Origin of the sequence: Mailhella massiliensis, from assembly GCF_020741395.1 — a bacterium.
GTDB lineage: Bacteria > Desulfobacterota > Desulfovibrionia > Desulfovibrionales > Desulfovibrionaceae > Mailhella > Mailhella massiliensis_A.
This window is the reverse complement of record NZ_DYZA01000156.1, coordinates 1-23,487: the sequence shown is the minus strand read 5'-3', so window position 1 is coordinate 23,487 and position 23,487 is coordinate 1. Positions and strand designations below refer to the sequence as shown.

Sequence of the window (23,487 nt, the reverse complement as noted above, 5' to 3'; positions counted from 1 at the left end):
GGATAGTCTTATGCTGTGATTCTCCTGAAAAAGCGGGAGAATCGTTCATTATGGCTGAAAACGAGGTGTTGTTATGAAACATATTCTTGCATGTGCGCTTCTGGTTGCCGCGACGCTTCTTAGTGGCTGCGCCGCTTCCTCCATCTACCGTGGCGTGGACGCTTCCAGCGGCGCCTTCATTTCCACTTCTTCTCCCGTGGTGAGCGTGAAGGCCGCCCCGGGCTATGAGCGTGTGGTCTCCGGCTATACGCTGTGCCGCGTCGCTTATGAGAACAGTATGATGCGCACCATTTCCGCAGACGCGTGGTTTTCCCTGCAGGCAGGGGAAGGCTCGCAGCTTGTCAGCCTGCTCGCCGAATGTCCCAGCGACATGATATGGGAAGTACGGGCTGTCGGTGTGGATTTTCAGACTCTGAAGGTACTTTACGAGCATAACGGCATTTCTCCCAATTCCGCCACCGTGCATGTGTATGTGCGCCCTGCCTCCATGGATCCGTGGACGCCCATGTTTGCTCAGGCCGGGAAGGCCGCCTGGCAGGGAGATACCCTTGTGGCCCGTTACGAATGGATGGGCGGGGCCGACCGGAGCAAGCTTATTGTGGAATACCGCGAACCTGCTCCTGAGCTCTTCCCGGGTATTACCATGAACGTGGGGCAGCTGACGGACTTTATCGAGCGTTCACAGAAGGCCTTTACCCTTGAAGGGGTCACTGCGCCCGTGACACCCATGCCCCGCAACATTATGAACGTGCCCGACAGCCTGCTTGCTCCGGTCATCGGGGTAGTGAGCAACGGCCGTATTTTCATGGATATCTGATCGCCTGCGGCGAGTTTTGGAAATCGTTCCTTCGTACCCGGCAGAGCTTCTGGTCTGCCGGGTGTTTTGCGTTCTTACGGGGAGTAAGACAGATTTTTCCGTCGGTCACGGCAGGGGCTTGACAGAGGGGACTCTCCCGAGTAGATACAGCAATTCACCTTGTTCGCCGTATGGTTTTTCCGACAGGAAGTCGGGAGCGGCGGACCTCTGACCGTAAGGAGAACTTACATGCGCAAAATGGAAACCCTGCTGCTCCTTTCTCCGGAGCTGTCTGTGGAAGAGCGCGAAACCATCCTGAAGACCCTGGATGAAGTGATTGCCCGCGAAGGCGGCAAAATGCTTCTCGTGGATCAGTGGGGTATGCGCGACCTGGCCTATCCTGTCCGTAAGCAGATGCGCGGCTTCTATGTCCGCCTCGAATACGCCGCTCCTTCTCAGCTCGTGGCTGAACTGGAACGCATCATCCGCATCACCGACGGCGTGTTCAAGTTCATGACCGTCAAGCTGGCTGATTCCGTTGAAGCCACCGAGGAGGTCGCGTAATGGCTTTCCGTAAGAAGTTTGCCCCTCGCCGCAAGTTCTGCCGCTTCTGCGCCGACGCTGAACTGGCTCTCGACTACAAGCGTCCCGACATTCTCCGCGACTTCATCACCGAACGCGGCAAGATTGTCGCCCGCCGCATTACCGGTACCTGCGCCAAGCATCAGCGCGCCCTGACCACCGAGATCAAGCGCGCCCGCCAGATGGCCCTGCTGTTCTACACTTCCGCCCATTCCAGCGAAGTGAAGAAGAAGACCAACATCTAACGGCATAGGAGAGCAAAATGAAAGTTATTCTTCGTGCCGACGTTGAAAAGCTCGGTCACCTTGGCGATATCGTCAATGTCAAGCCCGGCTACGGCCGCAACTATCTGCTGCCGCAGCAGCTTGCCAGCCTTGCCACTCCGGCCAACATCCGCGTGTTCGAACTGGAACGCAAAAAGCTGCAGGCCCGTATGGACGCCCTTCGTGCCGCCGCTTCCGAGCTTGCTTCCAAGCTGGAAGGCGTGGTGGTGACCATCAGCATGCGCGTGGGTGAAAACGACAAGCTCTACGGCTCCGTGACGCCCGCCATGATCGGCGACGCTCTCGCTGCCATGGGCATTGAAGTGGACCGCCACCGCCTGTTGCTTGACGGCGCTATCCGCACCCTGGGCGATCACCATGTGCGCGCCCGTCTGCATGCCGACGTGGTTCCCGCCTTCACTGTGAAGATCGTGTCCGAAGAAAAGCACCTCGTGGAAGAAGAAGCTCCTGTGGAAGCCCCTGCCGCTGAAACGGAAGCTCCCGCTGAAAATGCCTGATCAGCTTCTTCGGAAGCCTGACGAGTCATGGACAGCCCGGATACCGTCATGAATGAAGCCGCCGCTCCTTTGCGGAGCGGCGGCTCTCGTCGTTCTTCCCGCCCGGAAGGCGATCTGTCCGAACGCGCCCGCGACGACCTTCTGCGCCGCGTGCCGCCGCACAGCGAGGAAGCCGAACAGGCCGTTCTGAGCGGCGTGTTTCTCCGTCCCGACCTTTTGCAGGAAATCATAGATCAGCTTCGGGATACGGATTTCTACATTCCTGCGCACCGCATCATTTTCGGGGCGTTCATCGCTCTTGCCGAGCAGAACATTCCCGTGGATGAAGTGACGGTGTTCGATTGGCTGGCGAATCATTCCCAGCTTGAGGCGGCGGGCGGGGCCGCATATCTCGGCGACCTTTCCCGTGCGGTGGTGAGCGGAGCCAACGCCGCGCACTGGGCCAAAATCGTGCGCGACAAGGCCATACAGCGCACGCTCATCGAAACTTCCGCCCAGATCATCAGCAACTGCTACGACTCCACCAAAGACGTCCCCACGCTCCTCGATGAGTCGGAACGAGCCGTATTTTCCATATCCGAACGCGCCAACAGCAAGACCTTCAGCAGCAGCAGCGAGCTGGTGCGCTCCGTGTTCGATGAGCTGCTCGCCCGCTATAACAACAAGAGCCTGACCACGGGCGTACCTACGGGCTACATGCAGCTCGACAAGATGACGGCGGGCCTCCAGCCCACCGACCTCATTATTCTTGCCGCGCGCCCCTCCATGGGCAAGACCGCCTTCGCCCTCAACGTGGCCATGCGCGCCGCTCTTTCCGGCGGGGCCACGGTGGCTGTTTTTTCCTTGGAAATGAGCAAGGAATCCCTCATGGATCGTATGCTCTGCGCCTGGGGCAGGGTGGAACTTTCCCGTGTGAGGAGGGGCTTTCTGGAAGATGAGGACTGGGCCAAGCTTTCCGCAGCTGCCGACGCTCTTTCCTCGGCAAAAATCTTCATCGACGATACGGCCGGCCTCACCCCGCTGGCGCTTCGCGCCCGTTGCCGTCGTCTCAAGGCCGAGCATGGTCTCGACCTTGTCATGGTGGACTACCTTCAGCTCATGCATTCGGCGCGCAACGATTCCCGTGAACTGGAAATATCCGATATTTCGCGTAACTTGAAGGCTCTTGCCAAGGAACTCAAGGTTCCCGTCATCGCGCTTTCCCAGCTCAACCGCAAGGTGGAGGAGCGTACCGATAAGCGCCCCGTGCTTTCCGATCTGCGCGAATCCGGCGCCATTGAACAGGATGCCGACCTCATCATGTTCATACACCGCGAGGACGCCTACAATAAAAAAGGCGACCGCCCGAAGACCGGCATTGCCGAAATCATCATCGGCAAGCACAGGAACGGCCCCACAGGCACGGTGGAACTCGCCTACAGGCCGGAATTCACCGCTTTCGACGACCTGGAAACCACCTATATCGAGCCTTCCGAGTCCCAGCCGGGCTGACATTCCGGTACAAATTCTCAGAGAATGTCCGCACGGCATATCCATTTGTCTTTTTTCTGCGGGCGGCATCATTTTTCTTCGACGATATTTCAGAGTACGGAGGGCGTTTGTTCTTCGGCTGCAACGAGACCGGGCCAAGCTCAGTCCGGGAAGCTTATCCAGTCCCGGGCCTCGCGGTGAAAAGAAAGGGACTATACAACTTCCTTATGAAAGCCGTAGGCCTTAAAGGCAGGGCGACGTGCCGGTGTTGCAGGGGAACGCCCCGGAAGTTTTTCAGGTCGGGCTTTTCCGGCGTGGATGGGGAACAGACAATCATAAGGAGAGATCATGAAGACAATGCCGGTTATGCTGCTTTCAGGCCTGCTGCTTACCGTTGTCCACGGCGCAGCCCTTGCAGAGGAAGAACTTGCCCCGGGTTACAATATCTGCATGGAAAACGCCCTTTCCAACATGGACATGATGGACTGTACTCAGGCGGCCTATGAGCACTGGGACAAGGTCCTGAATGAAAATTATGCCGTGGCGCTGAAAGCGTGCGATGATGCCGTCGACCCGGCCGCGTGCAGGGCGAACATCAAAAAAGCGGAAAGGCTCTGGGTACAATACAAGGAAGCCATGGCCGAGGCCGTGGCGGATCTGAACGGAGGCGGAAGTCTCTCCCGCCTTGCTGCAGAGAGCTTCCTGGCCGAAGAGACCAAAAAACAGGCCACCTTGCTGGGGGCGGCCGGTCTGTAGACGGCGTCGACAGCTCTTTTTTTTTCATAGCTTTCCGCTGTAGAGAAGGTGAGGGTTCGGCTTCTGGGCTGACTGTGATCTCAAGGCAATGAACCCGGAGCGGGGAGGGGAAGAGCCCCCCCCATATTATTCCATGATGGGAAGCATGAACAAGGTGTTGCCCCGGGCAACATGCTTTCATGGCCTGCATAGAGAAAGACTTGCGGGCTGCTTCATGCCGCAAGGAGTCGGGGAGAACCTGCTTGCCAACATGAGGGAGAGGGGCTATTCCCTGTCGCTTGCCTCCCGCGTGCGGGCATGGTATTGGGAGCATGGCCGTACCGCCTTCCCACCTTCAGGTAGGGGTATATCTGCAAAAGAGAGCTTCGGACTGTTTGCGGAGCGACTGGAGAGAGTATGCCATTCTGGAATCAGAAGCGCCTCAGCCCTTCACAGATCATCATCCTCGGCTATGTTCTGCTCATCCTTTGCGGAACGGGGCTTCTCATGCTCCCCTTCACCACAAGGGACGGGCTGGGGGCAGGCTTTGGGGACGCCCTTTTCACGGCCACTTCCGCCATTACCGTGACCGGACTTGTGGTGCACGATACCGCAAGCTACTGGTCGTTTTTCGGACAGGCCGTTATTCTTCTTCTCATTCAGGCCGGGGGACTCGGCGTCATAACCATGGCTGTGGCCGTGGCCGTGCTCGCGGGGCAGAAAATAGGCTTCCGTATGCGCTATGTCATGCAGGAATCCATTGCCGCACCGCAGCTTGCGGGCATCGTTCGCCTCACGGGCTTTATTTTGCGTACAGTGCTTGCCGTGGAATTTCTGGGTGCCGCGCTTCTGGCCCTGCGCTTCTGCCCGGAAAGGGGACTCGGGCATGGGCTGTGGATGGCGCTTTTTCACTCCGTCTCCGCCTTCTGCAATGCCGGATTCGACCTCATGGGCGTAAAGGCTCCCTATGTCTCCCTGACGGGCTATGTCGCAGATCCCCTGGTCTGCCTTGTGATAGCAGCCCTGATCACTTTGGGGGGCATAGGCTTTCTCACACTGAACGACGTGCGTTCCCACGGCTGGAAGATCCGGCGTTACCGACTGCAAAGCAAGCTTATTCTGCTTTGCAGCTTTCTTCTGATTGCAGGTGGCTTCCTTTTTTTCTTTTTCTTTGAATTTCAGAGGGATTTCTGGAATATGAGCAGGCCGGAAGCAGCGCTTGCCGCACTTTTTCAGGCGGTGAGTCCGCGCACGGCGGGTTTCAACAGCGTGGACCTCGGCGCTCTCCACCCACTTTCGCAGCTTTTTACCATACTGCTCATGCTGGTGGGGGCTGCGCCCGGTTCCACGGGAGGCGGCTTCAAGGTGACCACGTTTGCCGTCCTTCTGCTGGGGGTCATGACTATCTTCCTGCACAGAAACGATGTGCGCACTTTCGGGCGCAGACTGCCCGACATGACGTTGCACAAGGCTTCCGGCCTGTTCGTGTGCTATCTTCTGCTTTTTCTGGCCGGGGGCATGATGCTCTCTGCGCTGGACAATCTTCCGCTCATGACGGCATTTTTTGAATCGGCCTCGGCCATAGGTACCGTAGGGCTTTCCCTGGGGGCGACGCCGCACCTTTCCGACGCTTCGCGCGCCCTTATCATAGCGCTCATGTATTTCGGCAGAGTGGGCGGTCTTACGGTGCTTTTCGCCGTTTCCTCCGGCATGCGGCAGGACGGCTTCCGCTATCCCGCCGAAGATGTGGCCGTAGGCTGAAAAAAGGAGCATGGCATGAAATCCGTATTGCTTATCGGCTTGGGACGTTTCGGCCGCCGCATGGCGAAAAAACTGTGCGAACTTGGCCATGACGTGCTCGCTGTGGACAAGAATGAAGGGCGGGTCAACGACGCCTTGGAGTTCGTCACCAGCGCGCAGATTGCCGACGCCACGAACGAAAACTTTATGCGCTCCCTGGGAGTGAGCAATTTCGATCTGTGCGTGGTGGCCATAGGCGACGATTTCCAGAGTTCCCTGGAGGCCACGGCTCTTTTGAAGGACTGCGGAGCCCGTTTCGTGCTTTCCCGCGCGTCGCGCGAGGTACACGCCCGTTTTCTTTTGCGCAACGGGGCCGATGACGTGGTTTACCCCGAAGGCCAGATGGCCGACTGGGCTGCCATGCGCTACAGCAGCGAGCATATTTTTGACTATGTGAAGCTCTCCCCCGAGTATTCCATTTACGAGATCGCCGTACCCGAAGAATGGCTGGGCAAAACCGTCAAAGAGCTGGCTGTGCGGCAGAAGTACCGGGTCAATGTCCTCGGTGTGAAAAAGGACGATGATCTCCAGCCTATGCCCGGCCCCTCCCATCGCTTTGTGAGCGAGGAAAAAGTGCTTATCCTGGGGCATGACAGGGATGTGCAGGCCCTTTTAAGGAAAAATTGAGCCTCAAGCCTTCGCTCCTCTTGCCGGGACAGGCGTTTTTCTTTACTATTGGATTAAGTCTTATAGTTGAAGCCGGGCTGCCTCCCGGGGCTTTTCTGTCGGACTGCTTTGGAGAGCAGTTCTTCGTCATAGAAGAAAATTCGTGGGAAAGCGAGCGATTGCAGCAGACGCAACCCTGCGGGGAAAGCCTCTTCTTTCCTGTTATGGAGTGGAGGCTGCGGAACCATCGTACGAGAGGACCGGAGGTATGATTCCGTCGCTTTTCCGACACAACAAGCTGTTTTGGGGGCTGAGGTGGATATTCTTGATTCGTGCGCCTGTTCAGGGGGAAATCTTCCCCGTTTCGTGCAGCCCGTGCTTCTGGCGCTTCTGGCGCGGGAGCCCATGCACGGCTATGCCTTGGTGCGGAAGCTGGCGGGGAGCGGCCTTTTCGGCCCGCAGATGCCGGATATGACGGGCTGTTATCGCATGCTGCGCGATATGGAGCGAAGCGGCGTGCTGGAAACCAGTCGGGGTCTGGGCGAGGGGCCGGCACGCAAAATGTATACCGTCACCGCGAGAGGGCGGCAGTGCCTGAACCGTTGGATAGACTCTCTTTCCCGGAACAGGAAGCATCTTGATCGCGTGCTCGGCGTCCTTCTCACCGCAAAAGAAGAGAGCGAGTCCCTGCCCGAGGACTGCCCGCTGGAGGAGAGAAGCTTCATGGAGGAGGTAAGGGCACGAGCCATGGCCGGGGAACTGCCCCGCCGTGAGGATGTGCTGCACCTTCTCTCCTATGCGCCCCATTCTCCGCAGGCGGCCTTTCTGGGCCGCATTGCCCGGGGCGTGGCCCGCGAGGTGGCCGGAGATACGGCGCGGGTGTGGGCGGCCGTAGGCGTGGACTGTGCTCCCTGCCCTATGAACTGCTCCTTCTGTGCCTTCGGAGAGGCATGGGGCGTGGTGCGCAAGGCCCATGAGTGGACCAGGGAAGAGATTCTCGGCGCGGTCTGCCGCTACACCTTTGAAGGAGCTTCCTGGGTGGTTCTTCGCACCACGGAGCACTACGGGCTGGAGCGTCTTTCGGCCCTGGCCCGGGAGGCACGCGGTCTTTTGCCGGAGCGCTGCGTCCTGGTGGCCAATACCGGCCAGAAAGAAGCGGGCGATATACGGCTGTTGCAGGAGGCCGGAGTGGAAGTCATGTATCACGCCCTGCGTCTCGGCGAAGGAAGAGATACGCCCTTCGCTCCCGAAAAGCGACGTGCCGCTCTGAAGACCATAGGGGAGGCAGGCATGACTTTGGCCTGCCTTGTGGAACCTCTGGGAGTGGAACATACGGACGGGGAAACCGCCGACGCCCTGCTTGCAGCCCTTGAAGCCGGGGCGGGAATATGCGGAGTCATGGCGCGCAGCAACGTGCCGGGTACGCCTTTTGAAGGCCGGGAAGAATTGCCAGAGGAACGGCTTGCCCAGGTGGCCGCCGTGGTGCGCCTTTGCGGCGGCGTGCGGACAAAGCATATCTGCGTGCATCCGCCGTCGCAAAGGGCCGTGGAGTGGGGGGCCAACGTGTTGGTGGTGGAAACCGGTGCGGTGCCCCGGGCCGATGAGGAGATACCGGGCGAGTGGAAAGGTTTTTCCGTGGAGGACGCCAGGGAGCTCTTCACGCGCTGCGGCTACGCCTTTTCCCGCTCGGCGCGCGAGGAGTCGGGGGAAGAGGGGCGTGAATCTCTGGTGACAAGGCGTTGCAGGCCTTGATTTCCGCGTCCTTCATACCGTTCAGGGACATGGCCGGCCACAGCTTCCTGTGAGGCCGGGGCTTGGATCACACGAGTCAATGCAAGGGGGAAAATATGCCTTCACGTTTCGGTTACTGTGCGCAGACGGTATGCCTGCACTGCGCTTCCCGCCTCGGTATCAGCGAGGCGCAGGCCATAGGCATGGCTTCGGCTTTCGGCACAGGCATGGGGCATGCCGAAACCTGCGGTTGCATCAGCGGCGCGCATCTGGTGTTGGGGCTCTATTACGGCAGCGCGGACAACATGGAGGGGGCGAAGCTGAAAAAGCCGCTTCTTCTGGAAAAAGTCACGGAATTTGAGCGGCGTTTTTCACAGACGCAGCCGCATCGTCTGTGCAGGGACATTCTCGGCATGGATATCACGCAGCCCGGCGTCATGAAGGAAGCTGCAGAAAAAGGGCTTTTTACCTCCGTATGCGGGGAAATGACGAAGCGTACCTGTGCCATACTGGCGGAGATGCTGGACGAGGACGGGCAGGCAAAGTGATCGTTGCCGGAGGGAGAAGGCCCTTGGAGGCTGCGTGCGGCAACAGGTATGAGGCGGCAGGGCGGCTCGCCTGGCTTGCCCCCCATGGGGCCGGGGTGCCCCGCATCAGGCCGGCAGGGAGCCGCTTCCGGCATGTCAGCGGCAGCAGCTTCGGTAGGCACAGAGCGCGCAGCGCTCTGTGCGGCGGAGAGGAAAATCCGTGGCTGTAGTCATGTGCCGCAACAGAAAGCGCAGCAGGCAGGGGATACGTTCATTCATGATGCCTCTGCGCTCTTCAGCGTCGATATGTTCCCCGAGCAGGGGGATTTCGTCTCCCCTGTCGGCGAGCTGGACAAGGGCGGCATCCCACAGCGGGGCCCGGCGCAGCATGTCGGCATGGGTGGCGTCGTGCATGCAGATGTAGGCATAACAGGGAAGCTGCACGCTGGGCAGTTCCCGGGAGAGGTCTGGCAACGGGTCGGGCAGGCCGGGCCGCCAGTTTTCCAGGGCTTCCCAGAGTGTTTCCTCCCGCCAGAATGAGGGGTGGGGCTGGCGGCTGGTGCTCCCGCTTTTGTAGTCGAGGATGATGAGGCCCCGGGCGCGGAGATCCAGCCTGTCTATTTTTCCTTCCAGCATGAAGCGGAGGCCTCCTTCTTCTATTTCGGCGGCGACAGTGTGTTCCAGCGCCAGGACTTCCAGAACGTCCGGCTGGTTTGCGGCAAAGTCCCTCAGTCTTGCCGGACCCGCAGCCTCCAGCATGAACCGGCTCTGGGCGGGCAGATTGACGGTGAGGCTGCTTGCCGAGAGCTCTTCATGAAAGATCCTCTCCAACTGTTCCGCATCAAGGCTTGCCGGCCGCACGGCCCGCCCGAGGAAGGGCTGGAAAGCCCGGAACAGCACGGCATGCAGCATGGTGCCCACGCCGAGATGATCGTCCCCTTCCATGACTTCCTCAGCCTCGCGCAGGGCACAGGCGTATTTTCGGAAGAAGAAGGCCGGGCAGAAAAGGTAGGCGTCCAGGGCGGTCGGCGAGATTTTCCGGCTGAGGATATCCCGCATACGCTCGTTGATGGCGGGAGTACGGCGTATGGGAGCGTCTTTTGGAAGGGGTGGTTCCGCCATGGGGAAAGCCGCCGCAAGCAGGGGAGGTTCACCCGGCCGGAGCAGACGCTTTTCTTGCTGCTCTACATGCCAGATACATTCTTCCACCAGACGGGAACGGCATTTTTTGCCGTCCAGAACGCCGCTTTGCACGCCTTCCTGCCAGTAGAGGAACACTTCCTTCGCCCCTGCGATGAGGCGGTGGAAAGTGTGGGCGGCGAGCACATCGCGGCGGTTGTTGTCGGGCAGGCCCAGTAAGGGGCGCAGGCTGTCGGGCAGAAGAGGGTCATGGGCGGGTACGCCGGGCAGCGCGTCTTCCGTGATATCCAACATGTAAACGCGATCGAAATGCAGAAGGCGGGTCTCCAGCGTGCCCAGTATCTGGAGGCCTGTCAGAGGGTCGGCCTCAAAGGGTACGCGCTGCTCGGCAAGACTTTCCTTCACGATGGCGAAGAGCGATTCCAGGGAAAGATGCTCTTTGGCCATGGCGTTGTCGGCAAGCTCGGGAATTACATTCTGCATGAGCCTGGCAAGACATTCGGCATCCAGCGGGAAACGCGGCCAGATATGCCGCCCGTTTTCCAGAAGCAGGGAACAGAGCTCTCGCAGGCGGGAAGCCAGCTCTTCCAGTGTGGGCACTTCCCGCCAGCCTTCCACCAACACGCGCATGGCCTTTTCCAGAAGGCGGCCGCTTTCTTCGCACAGGCCTTCCGCGAGGGGACCTCCTTCGATATCTCCCAGAATCTCGTCCACAAGGTCGGAAGCGCAGGTAAAGGCGTCCACCATGCGGCTTCCCCGACGAAGAGCCCCTTCCATGCGGGAGAGAAAGGGGCGCAGGGGCAGGAGGCCGTCGTCGTCATCCGCGACGCCCAGCATGCGCACATAGGGGTGGCGTATGAGCGCCATGAGGCTTTTCCAATGCACGCGCCCTTCTTCGTCCATGCTTTGCCGCGTGTTGAGCATCCTCTCCACAAGCTGGGCGAGCAGGGAGCGCTGCAAAGGATAACCTAAGGAAATGTTGATGCTTTTTTCCGGTATGTGGTGGAGCGTGGGCATGAGCAGGGAATCGTGGGAAATGACTACGGCCCTCCGTTCCTCACGGCAGGGGTGAGCCGTAAGTTCGTTTTTCAGGGCCAGAAGCTGAGAATGCAGATCGTATCCGGCATAGAAATGGATACGGGGTTCGAGATTCCTGCTTTCCCCGAATATTTCCCCTCGGGCCTTCCAGCGGGAGAGCCATTCCTTGTGGTCGATGCAGCTCCAGTGCCCGCCGCCGGAGAGTATGGCCGGATCGGTATGCAGGCAGACGGCGGCCCCGCGTTCCCACAGATAGCGGAAGAGCCTGTCCTCCGCACGGGTAAGGCGCACGAAGCCTGCGATGATGATTTTCTTGCCCTGAAGCTTGAGCGGCAGATCCGGCCCGGCTCCGGCAAGCTCTGCCGCGTGCTGCGCCTCCATGCCCGCCATGCTCAGGCTCCGGCCGCGCAGAAGGGCGCGGTAGCGTTCCTGTATGCGGCCAAGGCTTCCCAAGAGCGTCACAGCGTAGGGGGCCACCATATCGTCCACATGAAGCAGGTCCTCCGCTTTCACCATGTGCATGGCACATTCGTCGAGCAGATGGGCAAGACGTACCCCCCAGGGGAAAAAGCGGGCCATGCCGTCCTCTTCGTGCAGGCTTCGGGCAAGTTTGGCCAGCGGGCTTTCCTGTGCTTCATCGAGGCTTATGTCCAGAAGGCAATCCTTGAGCACCGCCACCTGGTCGAGCGTTCCCGCCGTGCGCGGCACGGAGCGCGTCCAGCTTTCCAGACAGCTCTGGATAAGCTGGCCCCCATTGATGATGCGCGGCAGAAGAAGCGGGCCTTTCGCCTCTTTCCTGTAGAGGTCGAGGAGATAGCGCCGGGGCCGGTTGAGCGGGAACACGATGACGGCTTTACCCGGCCGTCCCCCGGTTATCTCATGGGCAAGGGTATGCACGCGCAGCATGAAATCGTCGTCCCACGGGACGATGCGGAAGGGAGTGAACGAATGCTGACGGCTAGTCATGGCTGTCTCCGGGGAAAATCGGGAAGATTTCGCGGCGGTCGAGGTACACGAGCGCGCCGCGCGCCTTCTGCCCCCCGGCTTCCTCAAGAAGGCGCAGGTAGCGCAGTAGCTGCTCTTTATGTTCGGGGGCGGGCAGCTTTCCGTCCGTGCCGGTTTTGTATTCCACGGCAACAAGTTCCCGACCGTCGTCCACCAGAAGATCGATGCGGTGCTGCCTTCCCTCCCCGTCCAACAGGGAGTGTTCCGGGGTGCCGAAGGCCAGCCAGTGCGGTGTTTCTGGAAGCTGTGCATACCAGACGAGGCACTCTTCCACCTCTTTCTGCACCTGTTCCCTGTCGGGGACGGGCAGGGGGAACGTCGTTATGCCGCGCGCGGCGGCCAGGGCGGCGTCGTGTTTTGCCGAGGCTTTGCCCACGCCGGAAATCTGGAGGCTCTCCAGGCAGTGATGAATGAGCGAGCCGCGCCTTTTTGGGGTGAATGTCCAGTCTTCCAGCACGTTCTTGAAAATGCGCAGACGGGGAAGCCAGCCCATAGGCCGCCAGGCTTCCTGTTCTTCCTGCAAGGGGTCTTCCGCTTCCTTTTCTTCAACCTCGGGAGAAGAAGAAAGGGAAGGGGAGGAAGGGAGTCCCGGCCCGGCCGGTTCGGCTCCCGGTACGGGTTCTGCGCGCTTCTTGTCGGTTGCTTTTTCCTCTCCCCAAAAAAGGGCGTCTCCCCGTTCCTTCAGTCTGTCCCGCTGCCGGGAGATGAGCGTATCGAGCATGAGAGGGACGGGGCCTTCGGAAGGATCGGGAAGAAAGCAGTGCAGTTCGCTGACGGCGCGCGTCATGGCCACATAGATGAGGTGCAGGGCTTCACGGGCCGTATCCATGCGGTCCATGAGCCAGGGCCTGCCCATTTCTTTGCATAAGGGGGCGAGCAGTCCTATACCGCGGCTTTTCCAGAACACGGCTTTGTCGTCGGAAGCCCTGCCCATGGAAAAATTCAGCCACGGCAGGATGACGACGTCGAACTCCAGCCCCTTGGCCTTATGCATGGTCATGATGCGTACGGCCTCCATGCTTTCGGGTAGGGGGGCCTTTTCCTGGCTGCCGCTTTCATCCCAGAAGTCGAGAAAGCCGGAAAGGTCGGATACACCTGTTTCTTCAGCGCAGAACAGGACTTCCAGAAGACGTCGTATAAAACCTTCTGCCTCCGGGCGGCGTTCCATGACATGCCAGCGCGCCACGATTTCCATGACGGCGTCGTAGGGGGTGAGCAGGCCCGCGTTGTCGTGCAGGGGAGCGAACACCTGCTCCCAGGCTTCAGGAAAGTCCTGGGCAAAGCGGCTTGCCATATTTTTTTTATGGGAGCGTTGGGCCGTCCAGTCGAGCAGTTCTGTCATGCCGAGTCTGCCTCCTTCAAAGGGCAGGGAAGGGAGCAGCTCTTCGCAAAAGAGGGTGGAGCAGAAGGCGATATCGTCCTCCGGGTCGTTTAAAAAGCGCAGCAGGCTGATGAGGCCCGCGATGACGGGCTGTTCAGCAAGAAGAAGGCTCCCCTGCGTGACTACGGGGATATGCCGCGCCATGAGCCATGAAGAGGCCTTGGCAGCCTGCTCGTTGTTTCTCGTGAGAATGCAGATATCTCCCAGGGAGCGTGTGCGGCTCATTTCCTCCACCAGATCGGGCAGCATGGTGGAGAGAAGTTCTTCTTCCCGGCCCTTTTCCAGCCGTTGCAGGCGTACGAGCCCTCCAGCGCAGCATTTTTCCGCGCTCTGGGCGGCGCGGTCAAAGGCTTCACAAAGCAGCGCGGCCTGATCGCGCAGAAGCTCCGCATCCCCTTCGGCCAGAGGGCGGAGAAGCTCTTCCGCCACGTCCCTGTTTCCTAGGGGGGAGAACAGGGCGTTGTTCCAGGCCACGATGTGACGTCTGCTTCTCCAGTTGAAGGGCAGGGTTTCCAGCACGGGTTCCTGCACCAGGGAAAGCAGGGGAGAGCCTCTGCGCACCAGTTCGTCGAAAAGGGCGGCGTCGCCTCCGCGCCAGCCGTAAATCGCCTGCTTCACATCGCCCACGATGGTGAGGGATCCGTTTTTTGCCAGCGCTTCCTCGGCCAGAGGCTGGAGAGCCATCCACTGGTCGCGGCTGGTATCCTGAAATTCATCGATAAGCATGTGGCGTACGCGCGCACCCAGTCGGCAGAAGAGTTCGTTCACACCTTCGCTGTCGTCCGCAGCGCGTATGGCGAGCCTCGGCACCTGCGAGGCCGCGATGATGCCCGTGCGGCGCTCCTCATCCTCCAGACGGGAATACACAGCCTGTGCAAGTTCCGCAAAGGGCATGAGGCGGCGCGCTCCCATGAGTACGCGCAGGGAGCGCATGTCGGACTGAAGGCTTTCGTAAAGGGCATGCAGGGCAAGGCTGGCGCTGCCCTTGGAGGCCTTGAGAAGGCAATCGTCGAAGCTTTCCTTCTGGAGCATGGCCGAGGAAAAGGGAAGCTTAGAGGCCCTTCCTCCACATTCTATGCAGGCTGTGAGGGCGTTCAGAAAATGCCGGGAGACCTTGAGTTCTTCCTGCTCCATGCGGGAGCGCATTTCCCGCGCATCGTTTTGTATGCCGCGGAGTATTTCCTGAAAGTGCTCCTCTGCCTCTTCCGGGGAAGCAAGATCGCGCATGCTCCATCCGTCTGCAGCAAGCATGAGGGACACCATGCTTGTCACGCGCTCGCGGATGCGTTCCCCCGCAAGAAAGCCCTTTGTTTTTTCCGAGCGCAGCATCTGGCGACAGGCGCGGCGGAAAATCGCCCCGAGCTCCTCGTCCGTCCTGGCCTGTTCGGCCATGTCGTCAAATAGGGGGCCGGTAATCTCCTCATCGGAAAAGCGCGGCTCGAAATCAGGGGAAAGGTCGAAATCCAGCGCACAGAGGCGCACCATGAGGTGCAGGAGGCTGTCGATGGTGCGGATGTTCAGGGCGCCGTAGTTTTTTATGATCATGTCCACGGCTTCGCGTGCCCGGGAGCTCTTCCAGAACGGCTCTTTTCTCTCTTTTTTCGGGCTGAGGGCCATGCTCTTCAGGCGCTGGAGCAGGCGGTCGCGCATTTCCGTAGCGGCTTTATTGGTGAAGGTTATGGCGAGAATTTCCTGCCAGCCGTAGCCTTCTTCTTCGGAAAGGGTACAACCTGAGGGCGGGCGGCTCCACGACGCGCCGGAAGAGCCGGCCAGCAGGGCAAGGAAAGTGCTGGTCAGGGTATAGGTTTTGCCGGATCCGGCGGAAGCTTTGATCTGTCGGAATTCGCTCATGAAAGACGGGTTTTTCCGGGAGGGGATTCTCCCTTCCTCCATCATCGTTTATTCCGCTCCTCTTCGCAAGGAACAAATGCCGGGAAGAGGAGGATAAAAAGGCCTCCGCATCCATGATGCGGAGGCCTTCGACTCGACGGTATGGCTGAGTTTTTCTCACTTTAAAAATTTTAGGAGAGGCGCTGGCCCGTGGTTGCGATGACGGAACGCCAGTAGTTGGATTTGATATCAATATGGCGGCGGCGGCGCGTGACGAGCTGAAGAGGCAGATGCACGAAACGATCCATGAGGCGGGCCACCACCATATTGGTCTTGCCGGCCATGGCCGCGTGGACGGCGTTTCTGCCGAGAAGACCGCAGTAAACTCTGTCGTTGGTGTTGGCGGGCACGGAACGCACGATGTAGCTCGGGTCGATGTACTTGACGGTGACGTCCATGTCCTTGGTGGAGAAATAGTTCTTGATGGCCTTCTGCAGAAAGAGGCCTATGTCGCCGAGTACGCGGTTGCCGGAAGCGTCGGTTTTGCCGCTTGCGGTGAGCAGGTCCTGCCCGGCGCCTTCGGCGGCGACGATGACGGCATGGGAGCGGTTTTTCAGGCGTTCTTCCAGCGCGGGAAGAAGGCCTCCTTCACCTTCCAGCTTGAAGGGGACTTCGGGCACGAGCACGAAGTTGACGACGTTCAGAGAAAGAGTGGCCTGAGCGGCGATGAAGCCGGATTCGCGGCCCATGAGCTTGACGAGACCCACGCCGTAGGGTGCGCCGATAGCCTCGGTGTGCGCACAGCGCAGGGACGAGGTAGCCACGTCCACGGCGGTGTCGAAGCCGAAGGATTTGGGAACGAAGTTGATATCGTTGTCGATGGTCTTGGGAATTCCGATGACGGAGGTGTGCAGATTACGGCGGAAGATTTCTTCCTGAATGGCCGATGCAGCCTTCATGGTGCCGTCGCCGCCTATGATGTACAGGATGTTGACGTTCATGCGCTCCAGGGCGTCCACGATTTCCTCAGAGCTCTGAGGGCCGCGGGAAGAGCCGAGAATGGTTCCGCCGAAGGTGTGGATTTCCGAAACATTGCGCGGCGTCAGCTCCATGATATCGTGATGATACTTGGGAATGAAGCCTTCCAGGCCGTAGCGGATGCCGAGGATGGAGCGCACGCCGTAGCCGTAATAGGATTCCAGAACCAGGGCGCGGATGACGTCGTTGAGGCCGGGGCACAGGCCGCCGCAGGTGACAATGGCCGCCCGGGTCTTGCCGGGATCGTAGTAAACATGGCTGCGGGGACCGGCCTGCTCGATGGAAACGGGAGCGCCTTCGAGCCCCTGAACGTCTTCTCCGCCATGTTCGGCGTCGAGGTAGAAGGGGACGGGAGTATCATCGACATAGGGCCCTATGGCCGGATTGTCTATTTTGGCCTTACCGACCGTCATGATGTGCGTATCTATTTCGTGACTCATTTGAAGCCTCCAAAATCATAGAGCGGAAAAGATACTTTTTTTGACTTCGCTTGTCACGAAAAAATTTTCAGGCCCCGTGAAGCGGCTGCGGAGGGAAGAGATATACGTATAAAATTTCCTGCGTTTCACGGGCGGTTCGAAGCGACATAAAAAAGAACCTCCGACCCCATGGGGCCGGAGGCGGATATTACTGGAAACTACTGGGGAACGACTTACTCGTCGGCTTCTCCCAGAGCATTGACCATGGTATCGCGGTTGATCTGACTGCGGCGTTCACTGGCTTTGCGCAGCTGCTGGCCAATACGGTCGTTGCACAGGTCTATGGCGGCATACATGTCGTCGTTCCTTTCACTGGCGGCGAAGTTCACGTCCTGCCCCGTGAGCAGCAGGTCGACTTTCGGCCTGTTGCTTTCCATGGAAAGCGTGACCAGAAGCTTTGCCTCCTCATCACCGACCATGCGGTCTATCTTCTGGAAACGCTTGAGAGCGTAGTTCTTCAGGGGATCGGAAGGGGTGAGATTACGGAAAACGACTTCAATCTGCATAAGCAATTCCTTCCCCGGCCAGGCCGGGAGCGGGCTACCCCCGCGTTCATGGGACGCAAAGACCTTGGATCATACGGTCTTTTGTTCTTAAAAGACAACGTAGCATAGAAGATGCGGAAGGTCTAGTATAAGGATGTTGTAAAGAGCAGGCTTTTTTATGAGATTCAGCGCTTTTTTCCTGCAAGGAATTTACTTTCTTCTCCTCTCATGAGGCGGCCTATGTTGGCGCGATGCGCCCAGATGATCATGGCGCAGAGGATAATGGCGAGCGGTTCCAGGTCGAAACGTCCGAAGAGGGCGTAAAAGATCACGAGGGATACGGACATGACCATGGAGCCCAGGGAAACATAGCGTGTGACGGCGATGACGGCCACGCAGCAGAGCACGGCGCAGAGAAGCGGCCAGAAGGCCAGGGGCAGAAGTGCGCCGATGGTGGTAGCCACACCCTTGCCGCCCTTGAAGCCGAGGAAGGGCGATTTCACATGCCCCGTTACCGCCGCCAGGGCCACAGCGCTCTGCATGTAGGGGGAAGGCAGCATGGCCGTGGCCAGAAGCACGGGCAGAAGGCCTTTCATAATGTCGCAGAAAAGCGTGAGTATGCCCCAGGGCAGGCCGCAGAGGCGGGCGACATTGGTGGAACCTATGTTGCCGCTCCCCGCCTTGCGCGGGTCTATCCCCTTGAAGGTTTTGGCAATGACCAGCCCGAAGGGGACGGCGCCGAGAAAGAAGGCTAAGGCGACACAGAAAACGAGGGCGAGGTAGCTCATAATCATATATCCGGGTTGAGGTTCTGCCGGTGCGGAAAAAATCGTGCCCGGAGCGGCGGGAAAACGCTCCGGGCACGGGGAGTTTACAGGGCGGAGGCCGCCGGGGTTTCGGGAGCCGGCGCCGTCGGAGCGGGGGCCTGAGGCGTGTTTTCAGGGATCTGAGCGGGAACTTCGGGAGTCTGCTCAGGGGCCGGGGCCTGTGCGGCGGCCTGAGTTTCGGCGGAGGGAGCAGCCGGAGCCCCTTCGTTGAACACGGCTACCACATAAGGCTTATGCACCATCCAGGCGGTGAGAATCGTTTCCGCTCCGGCAGGCTTGCCTTCCCAGGCTTCCCAGTCGGCCTTGGGCATGGCCATGACGGCTTTGGGGTGGGCCTTCAGCCATGCGTCCCTGGCCTTTTCATCGGCAAGGTCGGGTACGACAAGGCGTTTTCCGGCGGGAGCCATGATTTCATTGAGGTGCCAGGCATAGGCGCCGGGATAGACGTGGAATGCGGCCGGGGCATAACCTTCTTTCACCTTTTCGGCCATGGCGGCAGCCTGGGCGCGCGGGCTCAGGAGCTTGTCCATGGAGGGCGCCACAAAGAAGTGATAGGGCTGGAGCAGGGCGATCATGCCGATGCTGGTGACGAGCAGAGCTCCGCCGGGCATGGAAAGCCTGGTGAAGAAGAGCAGGACGACGGCGAGCAGCACAAGGATGCCGCCCATGTACATGGTGCCGTCAAGCGCATCCAGCCAGGGGTTGACCACGGCCGGGATGGGCGGCAGGAAGCCTTCCACATACGGTCTGATGAGGGGAAACACATCCACGAGCACGAGGGCAAGGCCTGCGAGAGCCAGGATGGTGGAGGTGAGGCTGAAGAAGCAGCGGCTTCTGCCGGGGGTGAGGCGGAGCAGAGAGCGGCCGGTGAGCACGGCGAGGGGAGCAAGCAGGGGCAGAGCGTACACGGCCATTTTGGCCTGCACGCAGGAGAGCATGGCCACACCGGAGAAGAACCATATCCACAGCCAGCTGGAGCCTCCGTTTTCTCTGCGGCTTTTCCATGCGGCGGGGATGCCGCGCAGGGCCGCGAACCAGTTCACGAAGAGGATGATGAGCACCCAAGGCGCCCAGATGATCGGGATGGCGGCCAGATAGTACCACCACACTTCGGCGTGATGCCCGCCCTGCAGCACCCGCCCTGCAAGCTGCGTGCCCAGCATGTCGCGCAGGTAGTCCTGGTGTCCTTCAAGGTAGAGCATACCGAGCCAGGCCGCGATGAGAAGGAGCATGAGCAGGAAGCCGGGCAGGCCGTCGCGTCCGTTCAGACGGCCGGGAGTACCCCGCCAGAACAGGAAAAGGATACTGGCGACCACGGCGAAGGCGATGCCGAGAGGGCTCTTGATGAGCGTGGCCACGCCCATGAGCAGGAAGCCTGCCGTCAGCCAGAAGGGGGCGAAAGACTTGATCCAGCCGCGATACAGGCAAGTCATGCCCAGCGTGACTACGGCGGCGAACAGAAGATCCATGCGGGGGTAGCAGGCTGCGCCGCTGATATAGAGGCAGCTTAAAGCAATCAGGCCGGAGGCAAAGGCAACGCGCCTGTCATGCCCTGTGCCGCGTGCCAGCAGCCAGATGGAGCCGATGAACAGCGCGTGGGAAACGGCCACGGCCAGGAAGAAGACCATGGGCATGGTGACGCCCGGGATCAGGCACAAAGCCTCCATGAACCAGAAATAGAGCGGCGGTTTGTCGGGATAGGGCAGACCGTTCAGGGTGAGCATGAGCCAGTCGCCGTTTCTGAGATTCATGAAGGCGTCGGCGAGGCGCACTTCGTCGGAGAACCACAAGTCGCGTACCTGCCACACTTCAAGGAAAGTCATGGCCGCGGCGAATACGATGAGCAACGGCAGGCCCGCATAGGAAAGTGCGTCGAATACTTTTGCAGCGGGGCCGGAGGGCGGGGGTGGAGGCGTTTCAGGGGCAGGTTTTGTAAACTTTTTGCGGACAACCTTGCGCTTTTTCACTGGCTTGGCGAGTTCGAGCGGGGCTTCTTTCGCCTCTTCCGGCGCAGAGTCTTCCTCTTTCGGCGCTTCGGCTTCTTCTGGAGATTCCTTCATCCCCTCTGCCGTCGCTTCGGGTTCTTCCGCTTCATGCTTTGCCTGAGGAGCGTCTTCCTCCGTAACGGGGCTGTCCTTTTCCTCTGCTTCGCCGGCGGGGGCTTCAGCCTGCGGAGGCCTTTCAGAGGACTCTTCCTTCGGGGAGGCTTCGGTTGCGTATTCTTCCGTTTCCTGTGCGGGAGCAGTGCTGTTGCCTGCGGAAAGTTTTTCCTTGTCCTGTTCCGTGCGTTCTATCTTTTCGTCCATGGCGGGCTCCGCTGAGGTTCATAAAAGGTATCCAAACATGTCGACAAGTGTGGAAAGTATCCCAAAATATCCTGAATGGTGCAAGCCCTGCGCCGTATTCAGGGCGATTTTTCATGTCCTTGCCTGCCGAAGATGACGCTTTTCCTGACTGCGCGTAGAAAGCGTCAGTGCAGCAGTACGGCGCTCCAGCCCCACGGGGGGAGAACCATGGTGTTTTCCAGAAAGGGTTCGTCGGAAACAAGGTCGGTTTTTGTTTGCGTTTTTTCCCAGAGGGGAAAGTCCGGGGTAAAGGCGGCGCTTGTTGCAGAGAAGTTGCCGAAAAAGACCAGAGTGCCGCCGGAGGGCAGGGTGCTTGCCGTGATGAGGACGCTTGCCTCCCTGCAGTCCGGCACAAGGCAGAGCGTCCCCCGGGAGACGCCGCTCTTTGCCCGTGCGGCAAGTATGTCTGCCAGTTTTTTTCGTGCTTCGTTCCCCGGGAGGCTGTATAAAGAGAGCCCTGACGGCAGGCCTCGGCCTGCCGGGGTTTTGTCCAGTTGCCAGAGAGGCGGCGTAGCCGGCCAGTCCGCTCCCTGAGGCAGGCCCCCCGAAAGGTCGGAACCGGAAAGCATGAGCAGGCCGGGCAGAAAGGCCCGCGTCGCTATCTGGAGCATGTGGGCGTTTTCCAGGGTAGAGAGGAGCTCCCCATCCGGTCTTTCCCCGGGGGGAAGGCCGGAGCTTATGGCGGCGAGGGTGGGAGCATTGACACGCAAGGTCTTTTCCCCTTCTCCGTGGAGGAGCAGCCGCCTCCAGCCTTCCGGCAAGAGAGGGATGATCTTCCCGGTGAGCGTGCAGGGCATGCCGTCCGCCGCACCGCGCCACAGGGCACGATGATCTACCCCTATGGCAAGAGAGTGTCGAAGGCTTTCCCGTACGGGGCGGGCGTCTTGTACCAGAAGGGATTTGTCCAGCGAGGGGGAGAGCACACTGTCGAAGCAGAAGTCCACTCCCGTGTCCTGAATAGAGACGAGCTTTTCCATGGGAAGTCCGTCTTCTACAAGCAGGGCTGCGCCGTAGCGGTGGGCGTTGCGCGCAAGCGTGCGCAGGGCCGACAAACCGGGCTCCAGAGCTTCTCCGGAGGGAGAAAATTGGACGGAAGAGACGGCGTCCAGCCCCATCCATGCCGCCGCGTGTACGCCCACGAGAACCTGATGACGCAACCCCGCCTGCTTTATGAGTCCGGCCTCCATGATGCGCCGGGCCGAGCCGGAGGGGTCGTCCCAGTGGAGGACCGGCCTTTCCGGGGTTTCGAACCAGCGGTATATCCAACGCCTTTTCACGCCATCCACCCCGGTGACGGGACCTGTGGCGGCCCAGCCGCACGGGGTATGCGCAAATCCCGGCGCGTCCTGCACAAGGGCCGGAGCCATGACGCCGCGTGAGGCGAGAGCCTTTGTTGCTGCGGGGGAAAGAGCAGCCTTTTCCCCTTCGTTAAGGTCGGGCAGGATGGACCATAGCGGCTGCGGGATTTCCGCCATGGCATAGAGGCCCGGATAGTCGCGCACGGAGCGCACGGCAAGGAAGAAGTCCGGTCCCATTCCGGTATGGGCGGGAGGCAGGACTCCCCCGGACAGAAGCTCTGCCTCGGAAAAAGCGGCGAGCAGCGCTTCGTATTCTTCATCTTGTCCGGCTGCCCGGCCGAAAGAAAGGCTTGTCGCATCTTCTCCAAGTCCGCTTTCGGGGGAGCGGCCCGCCCAGTCGTCGCCGGTGTCGGCCATGCCGGAAAAATAGACACCCTGTATGCCGAGTACCGCAAGTTCCTGCGCCATATTTTTTTGCCCGAAGGCGGCCAGAAAGGTTTTCTGCCCTGCCCATGCCGTGAGAGCAGGGGAGGCGCGAAACCATGTCCCGGCGTCGTCAGGCAGCATTGAGATCCGTGAACCGTGACGCCAGCTTAAAGAGGAACCGCTGACGATGGAGGTCAGTTCCGCAGCCTTGCGCAGGCAGGCCTGTTCTTCAAGCCATTGAATATAGGCCGGGCCGGGCCTGATCGGCCTTTCGGCAACGGGCGTTTCCGGTGAGCAGGAAAAAAGCAGGGCCAGGACGGGCAGGACAAAAAGAAGAGGGAAGGACGTTTTCATGGTTATCTCGCGGGGACGTTTTCGAAGCGGCGTATTTTTTTGGAGGATGTTTGTGGCGTGCCTGGAGCGGAACACTTATCCGACAAGGGAAAATCCGGGTATGCGGTGCATCTGCGCCTTAATTTTCCCGTAGGCCGGGATCTTCATGACTCAGCGGTAAGGCATTTTCTCGGGCCGGGCGAGGCGTTTTTTTCGCTCGATACGAAGGGGAGTTCATGATTGAGCCGAAAGAAAAAAATAATCAGGAATTGTTCCCAATAAGTATTGCCTTTTATAGAGAGAAAAGGTAGAAGCAGGAAACAGGCGCAAGGGATGCGCCGGATAACAAGGAGATTAGCATGGAAGATAAAGTTCTCAAAGCCATGAAGGAAGCCGGCAAACCCGTCCGTCCCGGGGATATTGCCAAAGCCCTCGGCGTGGATTCCAAGGAAGTGTCTAAAGCCTGTGCCGAGCTGAAAAAGGCCGGGAAGATCTATTCCCCCAAGCGTTGCTATTACGAGCCTGTGGCGGAATAGTTCCTGCCCTGAAGCAATGTTGAACACCGGCCCTGTGCCGGTTTTTTTATGCCCTTTGCAGGGCAGCCTTTGGCAGCGTTCATTCTCTACCCGACAGGGGGGGATTTTTCGGAGGCGTTTTCAGAATGTTGAGCAGGAAAGGACTGTCTGGAGAGAAAGTTCCGCTTTTCTGTGTACCAAAGGACGTAGAGCCCTGTTCCTGACTGGCCCTTGCCGGTGAAATCTGTTAGTATGTGCGGTAAGGGAACATATGCCCGGTGTCTGCGTCGTACCGCCAGCGCAGCCCAGCGGGAGGTAT

At 59.7% G+C, this 23,487-nt stretch carries 18 protein-coding genes; 11 read left to right on the top strand and 7 right to left on the bottom strand.

Features of this window, described 5'->3' with window-relative positions; translation table 11 throughout:
- Nucleotides 1-73: 73 nt before the first annotated feature.
- The 10 genes from K8W16_RS07795 to K8W16_RS07750 all read left to right on the top strand — a co-directional run bounded on the left by K8W16_RS07795 (nucleotide 74) and on the right by K8W16_RS07750 (nucleotide 9,049).
- Nucleotides 74-817, top strand: a complete 744-nt coding sequence (locus K8W16_RS07795) for a DUF4851 domain-containing protein (protein WP_304122586.1) — start codon at nucleotides 74-76, stop codon at nucleotides 815-817.
- Nucleotides 818-1,045: 228 nt separating this feature from the next.
- Complete coding sequence (gene rpsF, locus K8W16_RS07790) at nucleotides 1,046-1,360, top strand: 30S ribosomal protein S6 (protein WP_304122585.1); 315 nt, start codon at nucleotides 1,046-1,048, stop codon at nucleotides 1,358-1,360.
- On the top strand, nucleotides 1,360-1,623 hold the full coding sequence (rpsR, locus tag K8W16_RS07785; RefSeq protein WP_077071685.1) for a 30S ribosomal protein S18: 264 nt from the start codon (nucleotides 1,360-1,362) through the stop codon (nucleotides 1,621-1,623). The genes rpsF and rpsR overlap by 1 nt, the downstream gene beginning before the upstream one ends.
- Before the next feature lie 17 nt (nucleotides 1,624-1,640).
- Nucleotides 1,641-2,159, top strand: a complete 519-nt coding sequence (gene rplI, locus K8W16_RS07780; protein WP_304122584.1) for a 50S ribosomal protein L9 — start codon at nucleotides 1,641-1,643, stop codon at nucleotides 2,157-2,159.
- Between the two features lie 27 nt (nucleotides 2,160-2,186).
- The gene (gene dnaB, locus K8W16_RS07775; protein WP_304122583.1) at nucleotides 2,187-3,650 is read left to right on the top strand and encodes a replicative DNA helicase; all 1,464 of its coding nucleotides are present in this window, start codon (nucleotides 2,187-2,189) and stop codon (nucleotides 3,648-3,650) included.
- A 327-nt stretch (nucleotides 3,651-3,977) separates the two neighbouring features.
- Nucleotides 3,978-4,385, top strand: a complete 408-nt coding sequence (locus K8W16_RS07770; RefSeq protein WP_304122582.1) for a lysozyme inhibitor LprI family protein — start codon at nucleotides 3,978-3,980, stop codon at nucleotides 4,383-4,385.
- A gap of 396 nt (nucleotides 4,386-4,781) precedes the next feature.
- A complete protein-coding gene (locus tag K8W16_RS07765) occupies nucleotides 4,782-6,125 on the top strand; it encodes a TrkH family potassium uptake protein (RefSeq protein ID WP_304122581.1) in 1,344 nt (447 codons plus the stop codon).
- Nucleotides 6,126-6,140: 15 nt separating this feature from the next.
- Nucleotides 6,141-6,791, top strand: a complete 651-nt coding sequence (locus K8W16_RS07760) for a TrkA family potassium uptake protein (RefSeq protein WP_304122580.1) — start codon at nucleotides 6,141-6,143, stop codon at nucleotides 6,789-6,791.
- Nucleotides 6,792-7,085: 294 nt separating this feature from the next.
- Complete coding sequence (locus tag K8W16_RS07755) at nucleotides 7,086-8,522, top strand: helix-turn-helix transcriptional regulator (protein ID WP_304122579.1); 1,437 nt, start codon at nucleotides 7,086-7,088, stop codon at nucleotides 8,520-8,522.
- A gap of 95 nt (nucleotides 8,523-8,617) precedes the next feature.
- A complete protein-coding gene (locus tag K8W16_RS07750) occupies nucleotides 8,618-9,049 on the top strand; it encodes a C-GCAxxG-C-C family protein (RefSeq protein WP_304122578.1) in 432 nt (143 codons plus the stop codon).
- 135 nt (nucleotides 9,050-9,184) lie between these two features.
- On the opposite strand, the gene K8W16_RS07745 is transcribed toward K8W16_RS07750, so the two are convergent.
- From K8W16_RS07745 to K8W16_RS07715, 7 genes are all read right to left on the bottom strand, one after another.
- On the bottom strand, nucleotides 9,185-12,172 hold the full coding sequence (locus K8W16_RS07745; RefSeq protein WP_304122577.1) for a PD-(D/E)XK nuclease family protein: 2,988 nt from the start codon (nucleotides 12,170-12,172) through the stop codon (nucleotides 9,185-9,187).
- The gene (locus K8W16_RS07740) at nucleotides 12,165-15,443 is read right to left on the bottom strand and encodes an exodeoxyribonuclease V subunit beta (protein WP_304122576.1); all 3,279 of its coding nucleotides are present in this window, start codon (nucleotides 15,441-15,443) and stop codon (nucleotides 12,165-12,167) included. The genes K8W16_RS07745 and K8W16_RS07740 overlap by 8 nt, the downstream gene beginning before the upstream one ends.
- A gap of 170 nt (nucleotides 15,444-15,613) precedes the next feature.
- Nucleotides 15,614-16,900, bottom strand: a complete 1,287-nt coding sequence (locus K8W16_RS07735; protein ID WP_304122575.1) for an ATP-dependent 6-phosphofructokinase — start codon at nucleotides 16,898-16,900, stop codon at nucleotides 15,614-15,616.
- Between the two features lie 212 nt (nucleotides 16,901-17,112).
- Nucleotides 17,113-17,445 carry a ribosome hibernation-promoting factor, HPF/YfiA family gene (gene raiA, locus K8W16_RS07730; protein WP_304122574.1) on the bottom strand — a complete coding sequence of 111 codons (333 nt, stop codon included), beginning with the start codon at nucleotides 17,443-17,445 and terminating at the stop codon, nucleotides 17,113-17,115.
- A 164-nt stretch (nucleotides 17,446-17,609) separates the two neighbouring features.
- A complete protein-coding gene (gene plsY / locus K8W16_RS07725; RefSeq protein ID WP_304122573.1) occupies nucleotides 17,610-18,212 on the bottom strand; it encodes a glycerol-3-phosphate 1-O-acyltransferase PlsY in 603 nt (200 codons plus the stop codon).
- Between the two features lie 83 nt (nucleotides 18,213-18,295).
- Nucleotides 18,296-20,557 (bottom strand): glycosyltransferase family 39 protein, encoded by a 2,262-nt coding sequence (locus K8W16_RS07720; protein ID WP_304122572.1) that lies wholly within the window; start codon nucleotides 20,555-20,557, stop codon nucleotides 18,296-18,298.
- Nucleotides 20,558-20,721: 164 nt separating this feature from the next.
- On the bottom strand, nucleotides 20,722-22,674 hold the full coding sequence (locus K8W16_RS07715; protein ID WP_304122571.1) for a hypothetical protein: 1,953 nt from the start codon (nucleotides 22,672-22,674) through the stop codon (nucleotides 20,722-20,724).
- Nucleotides 22,675-23,012: 338 nt separating this feature from the next.
- On the opposite strand from K8W16_RS07715, the gene K8W16_RS07710 reads away from it, so the two are divergent.
- Nucleotides 23,013-23,189, top strand: coding sequence for a transcriptional regulator (locus K8W16_RS07710; RefSeq protein ID WP_304122570.1), 177 nt, complete (start codon nucleotides 23,013-23,015; stop codon nucleotides 23,187-23,189).
- Nucleotides 23,190-23,487 lie beyond the last annotated feature (298 nt).

Excerpts from the sequence above, each read along its gene's own strand:
- K8W16_RS07795 (WP_304122586.1), top strand. The coding sequence starts at position 74 with ATGAAACATATTCTTGCATGTGCGCTTCTGGTTGCCGCGACGCTTCTT.
- rpsF (WP_304122585.1), top strand. The coding sequence starts at position 1,046 with ATGCGCAAAATGGAAACCCTGCTGCTCCTTTCTCCGGAGCTGTCTGTG.
- rpsR (WP_077071685.1), top strand. The coding sequence starts at position 1,360 with ATGGCTTTCCGTAAGAAGTTTGCCCCTCGCCGCAAGTTCTGCCGCTTC.
- rplI (WP_304122584.1), top strand. The coding sequence starts at position 1,641 with ATGAAAGTTATTCTTCGTGCCGACGTTGAAAAGCTCGGTCACCTTGGC.
- dnaB (WP_304122583.1), top strand. The coding sequence starts at position 2,187 with ATGGACAGCCCGGATACCGTCATGAATGAAGCCGCCGCTCCTTTGCGG.
- K8W16_RS07770 (WP_304122582.1), top strand. The coding sequence starts at position 3,978 with ATGAAGACAATGCCGGTTATGCTGCTTTCAGGCCTGCTGCTTACCGTT.
- K8W16_RS07765 (WP_304122581.1), top strand. The coding sequence starts at position 4,782 with ATGCCATTCTGGAATCAGAAGCGCCTCAGCCCTTCACAGATCATCATC.
- K8W16_RS07760 (WP_304122580.1), top strand. The coding sequence starts at position 6,141 with ATGAAATCCGTATTGCTTATCGGCTTGGGACGTTTCGGCCGCCGCATG.
- K8W16_RS07750 (WP_304122578.1), top strand. The coding sequence starts at position 8,618 with ATGCCTTCACGTTTCGGTTACTGTGCGCAGACGGTATGCCTGCACTGC.
- K8W16_RS07745 (WP_304122577.1), bottom strand. The coding sequence starts at position 12,172 with ATGACTAGCCGTCAGCATTCGTTCACTCCCTTCCGCATCGTCCCGTGG.
- K8W16_RS07740 (WP_304122576.1), bottom strand. The coding sequence starts at position 15,443 with ATGAGCGAATTCCGACAGATCAAAGCTTCCGCCGGATCCGGCAAAACC.
- K8W16_RS07735 (WP_304122575.1), bottom strand. The coding sequence starts at position 16,900 with ATGAGTCACGAAATAGATACGCACATCATGACGGTCGGTAAGGCCAAA.
- raiA (WP_304122574.1), bottom strand. The coding sequence starts at position 17,445 with ATGCAGATTGAAGTCGTTTTCCGTAATCTCACCCCTTCCGATCCCCTG.
- plsY (WP_304122573.1), bottom strand. The coding sequence starts at position 18,212 with ATGAGCTACCTCGCCCTCGTTTTCTGTGTCGCCTTAGCCTTCTTTCTC.
- K8W16_RS07720 (WP_304122572.1), bottom strand. The coding sequence starts at position 20,557 with ATGGACGAAAAGATAGAACGCACGGAACAGGACAAGGAAAAACTTTCC.
- K8W16_RS07715 (WP_304122571.1), bottom strand. The coding sequence starts at position 22,674 with ATGAAAACGTCCTTCCCTCTTCTTTTTGTCCTGCCCGTCCTGGCCCTG.
- K8W16_RS07710 (WP_304122570.1), top strand. The coding sequence starts at position 23,013 with ATGGAAGATAAAGTTCTCAAAGCCATGAAGGAAGCCGGCAAACCCGTC.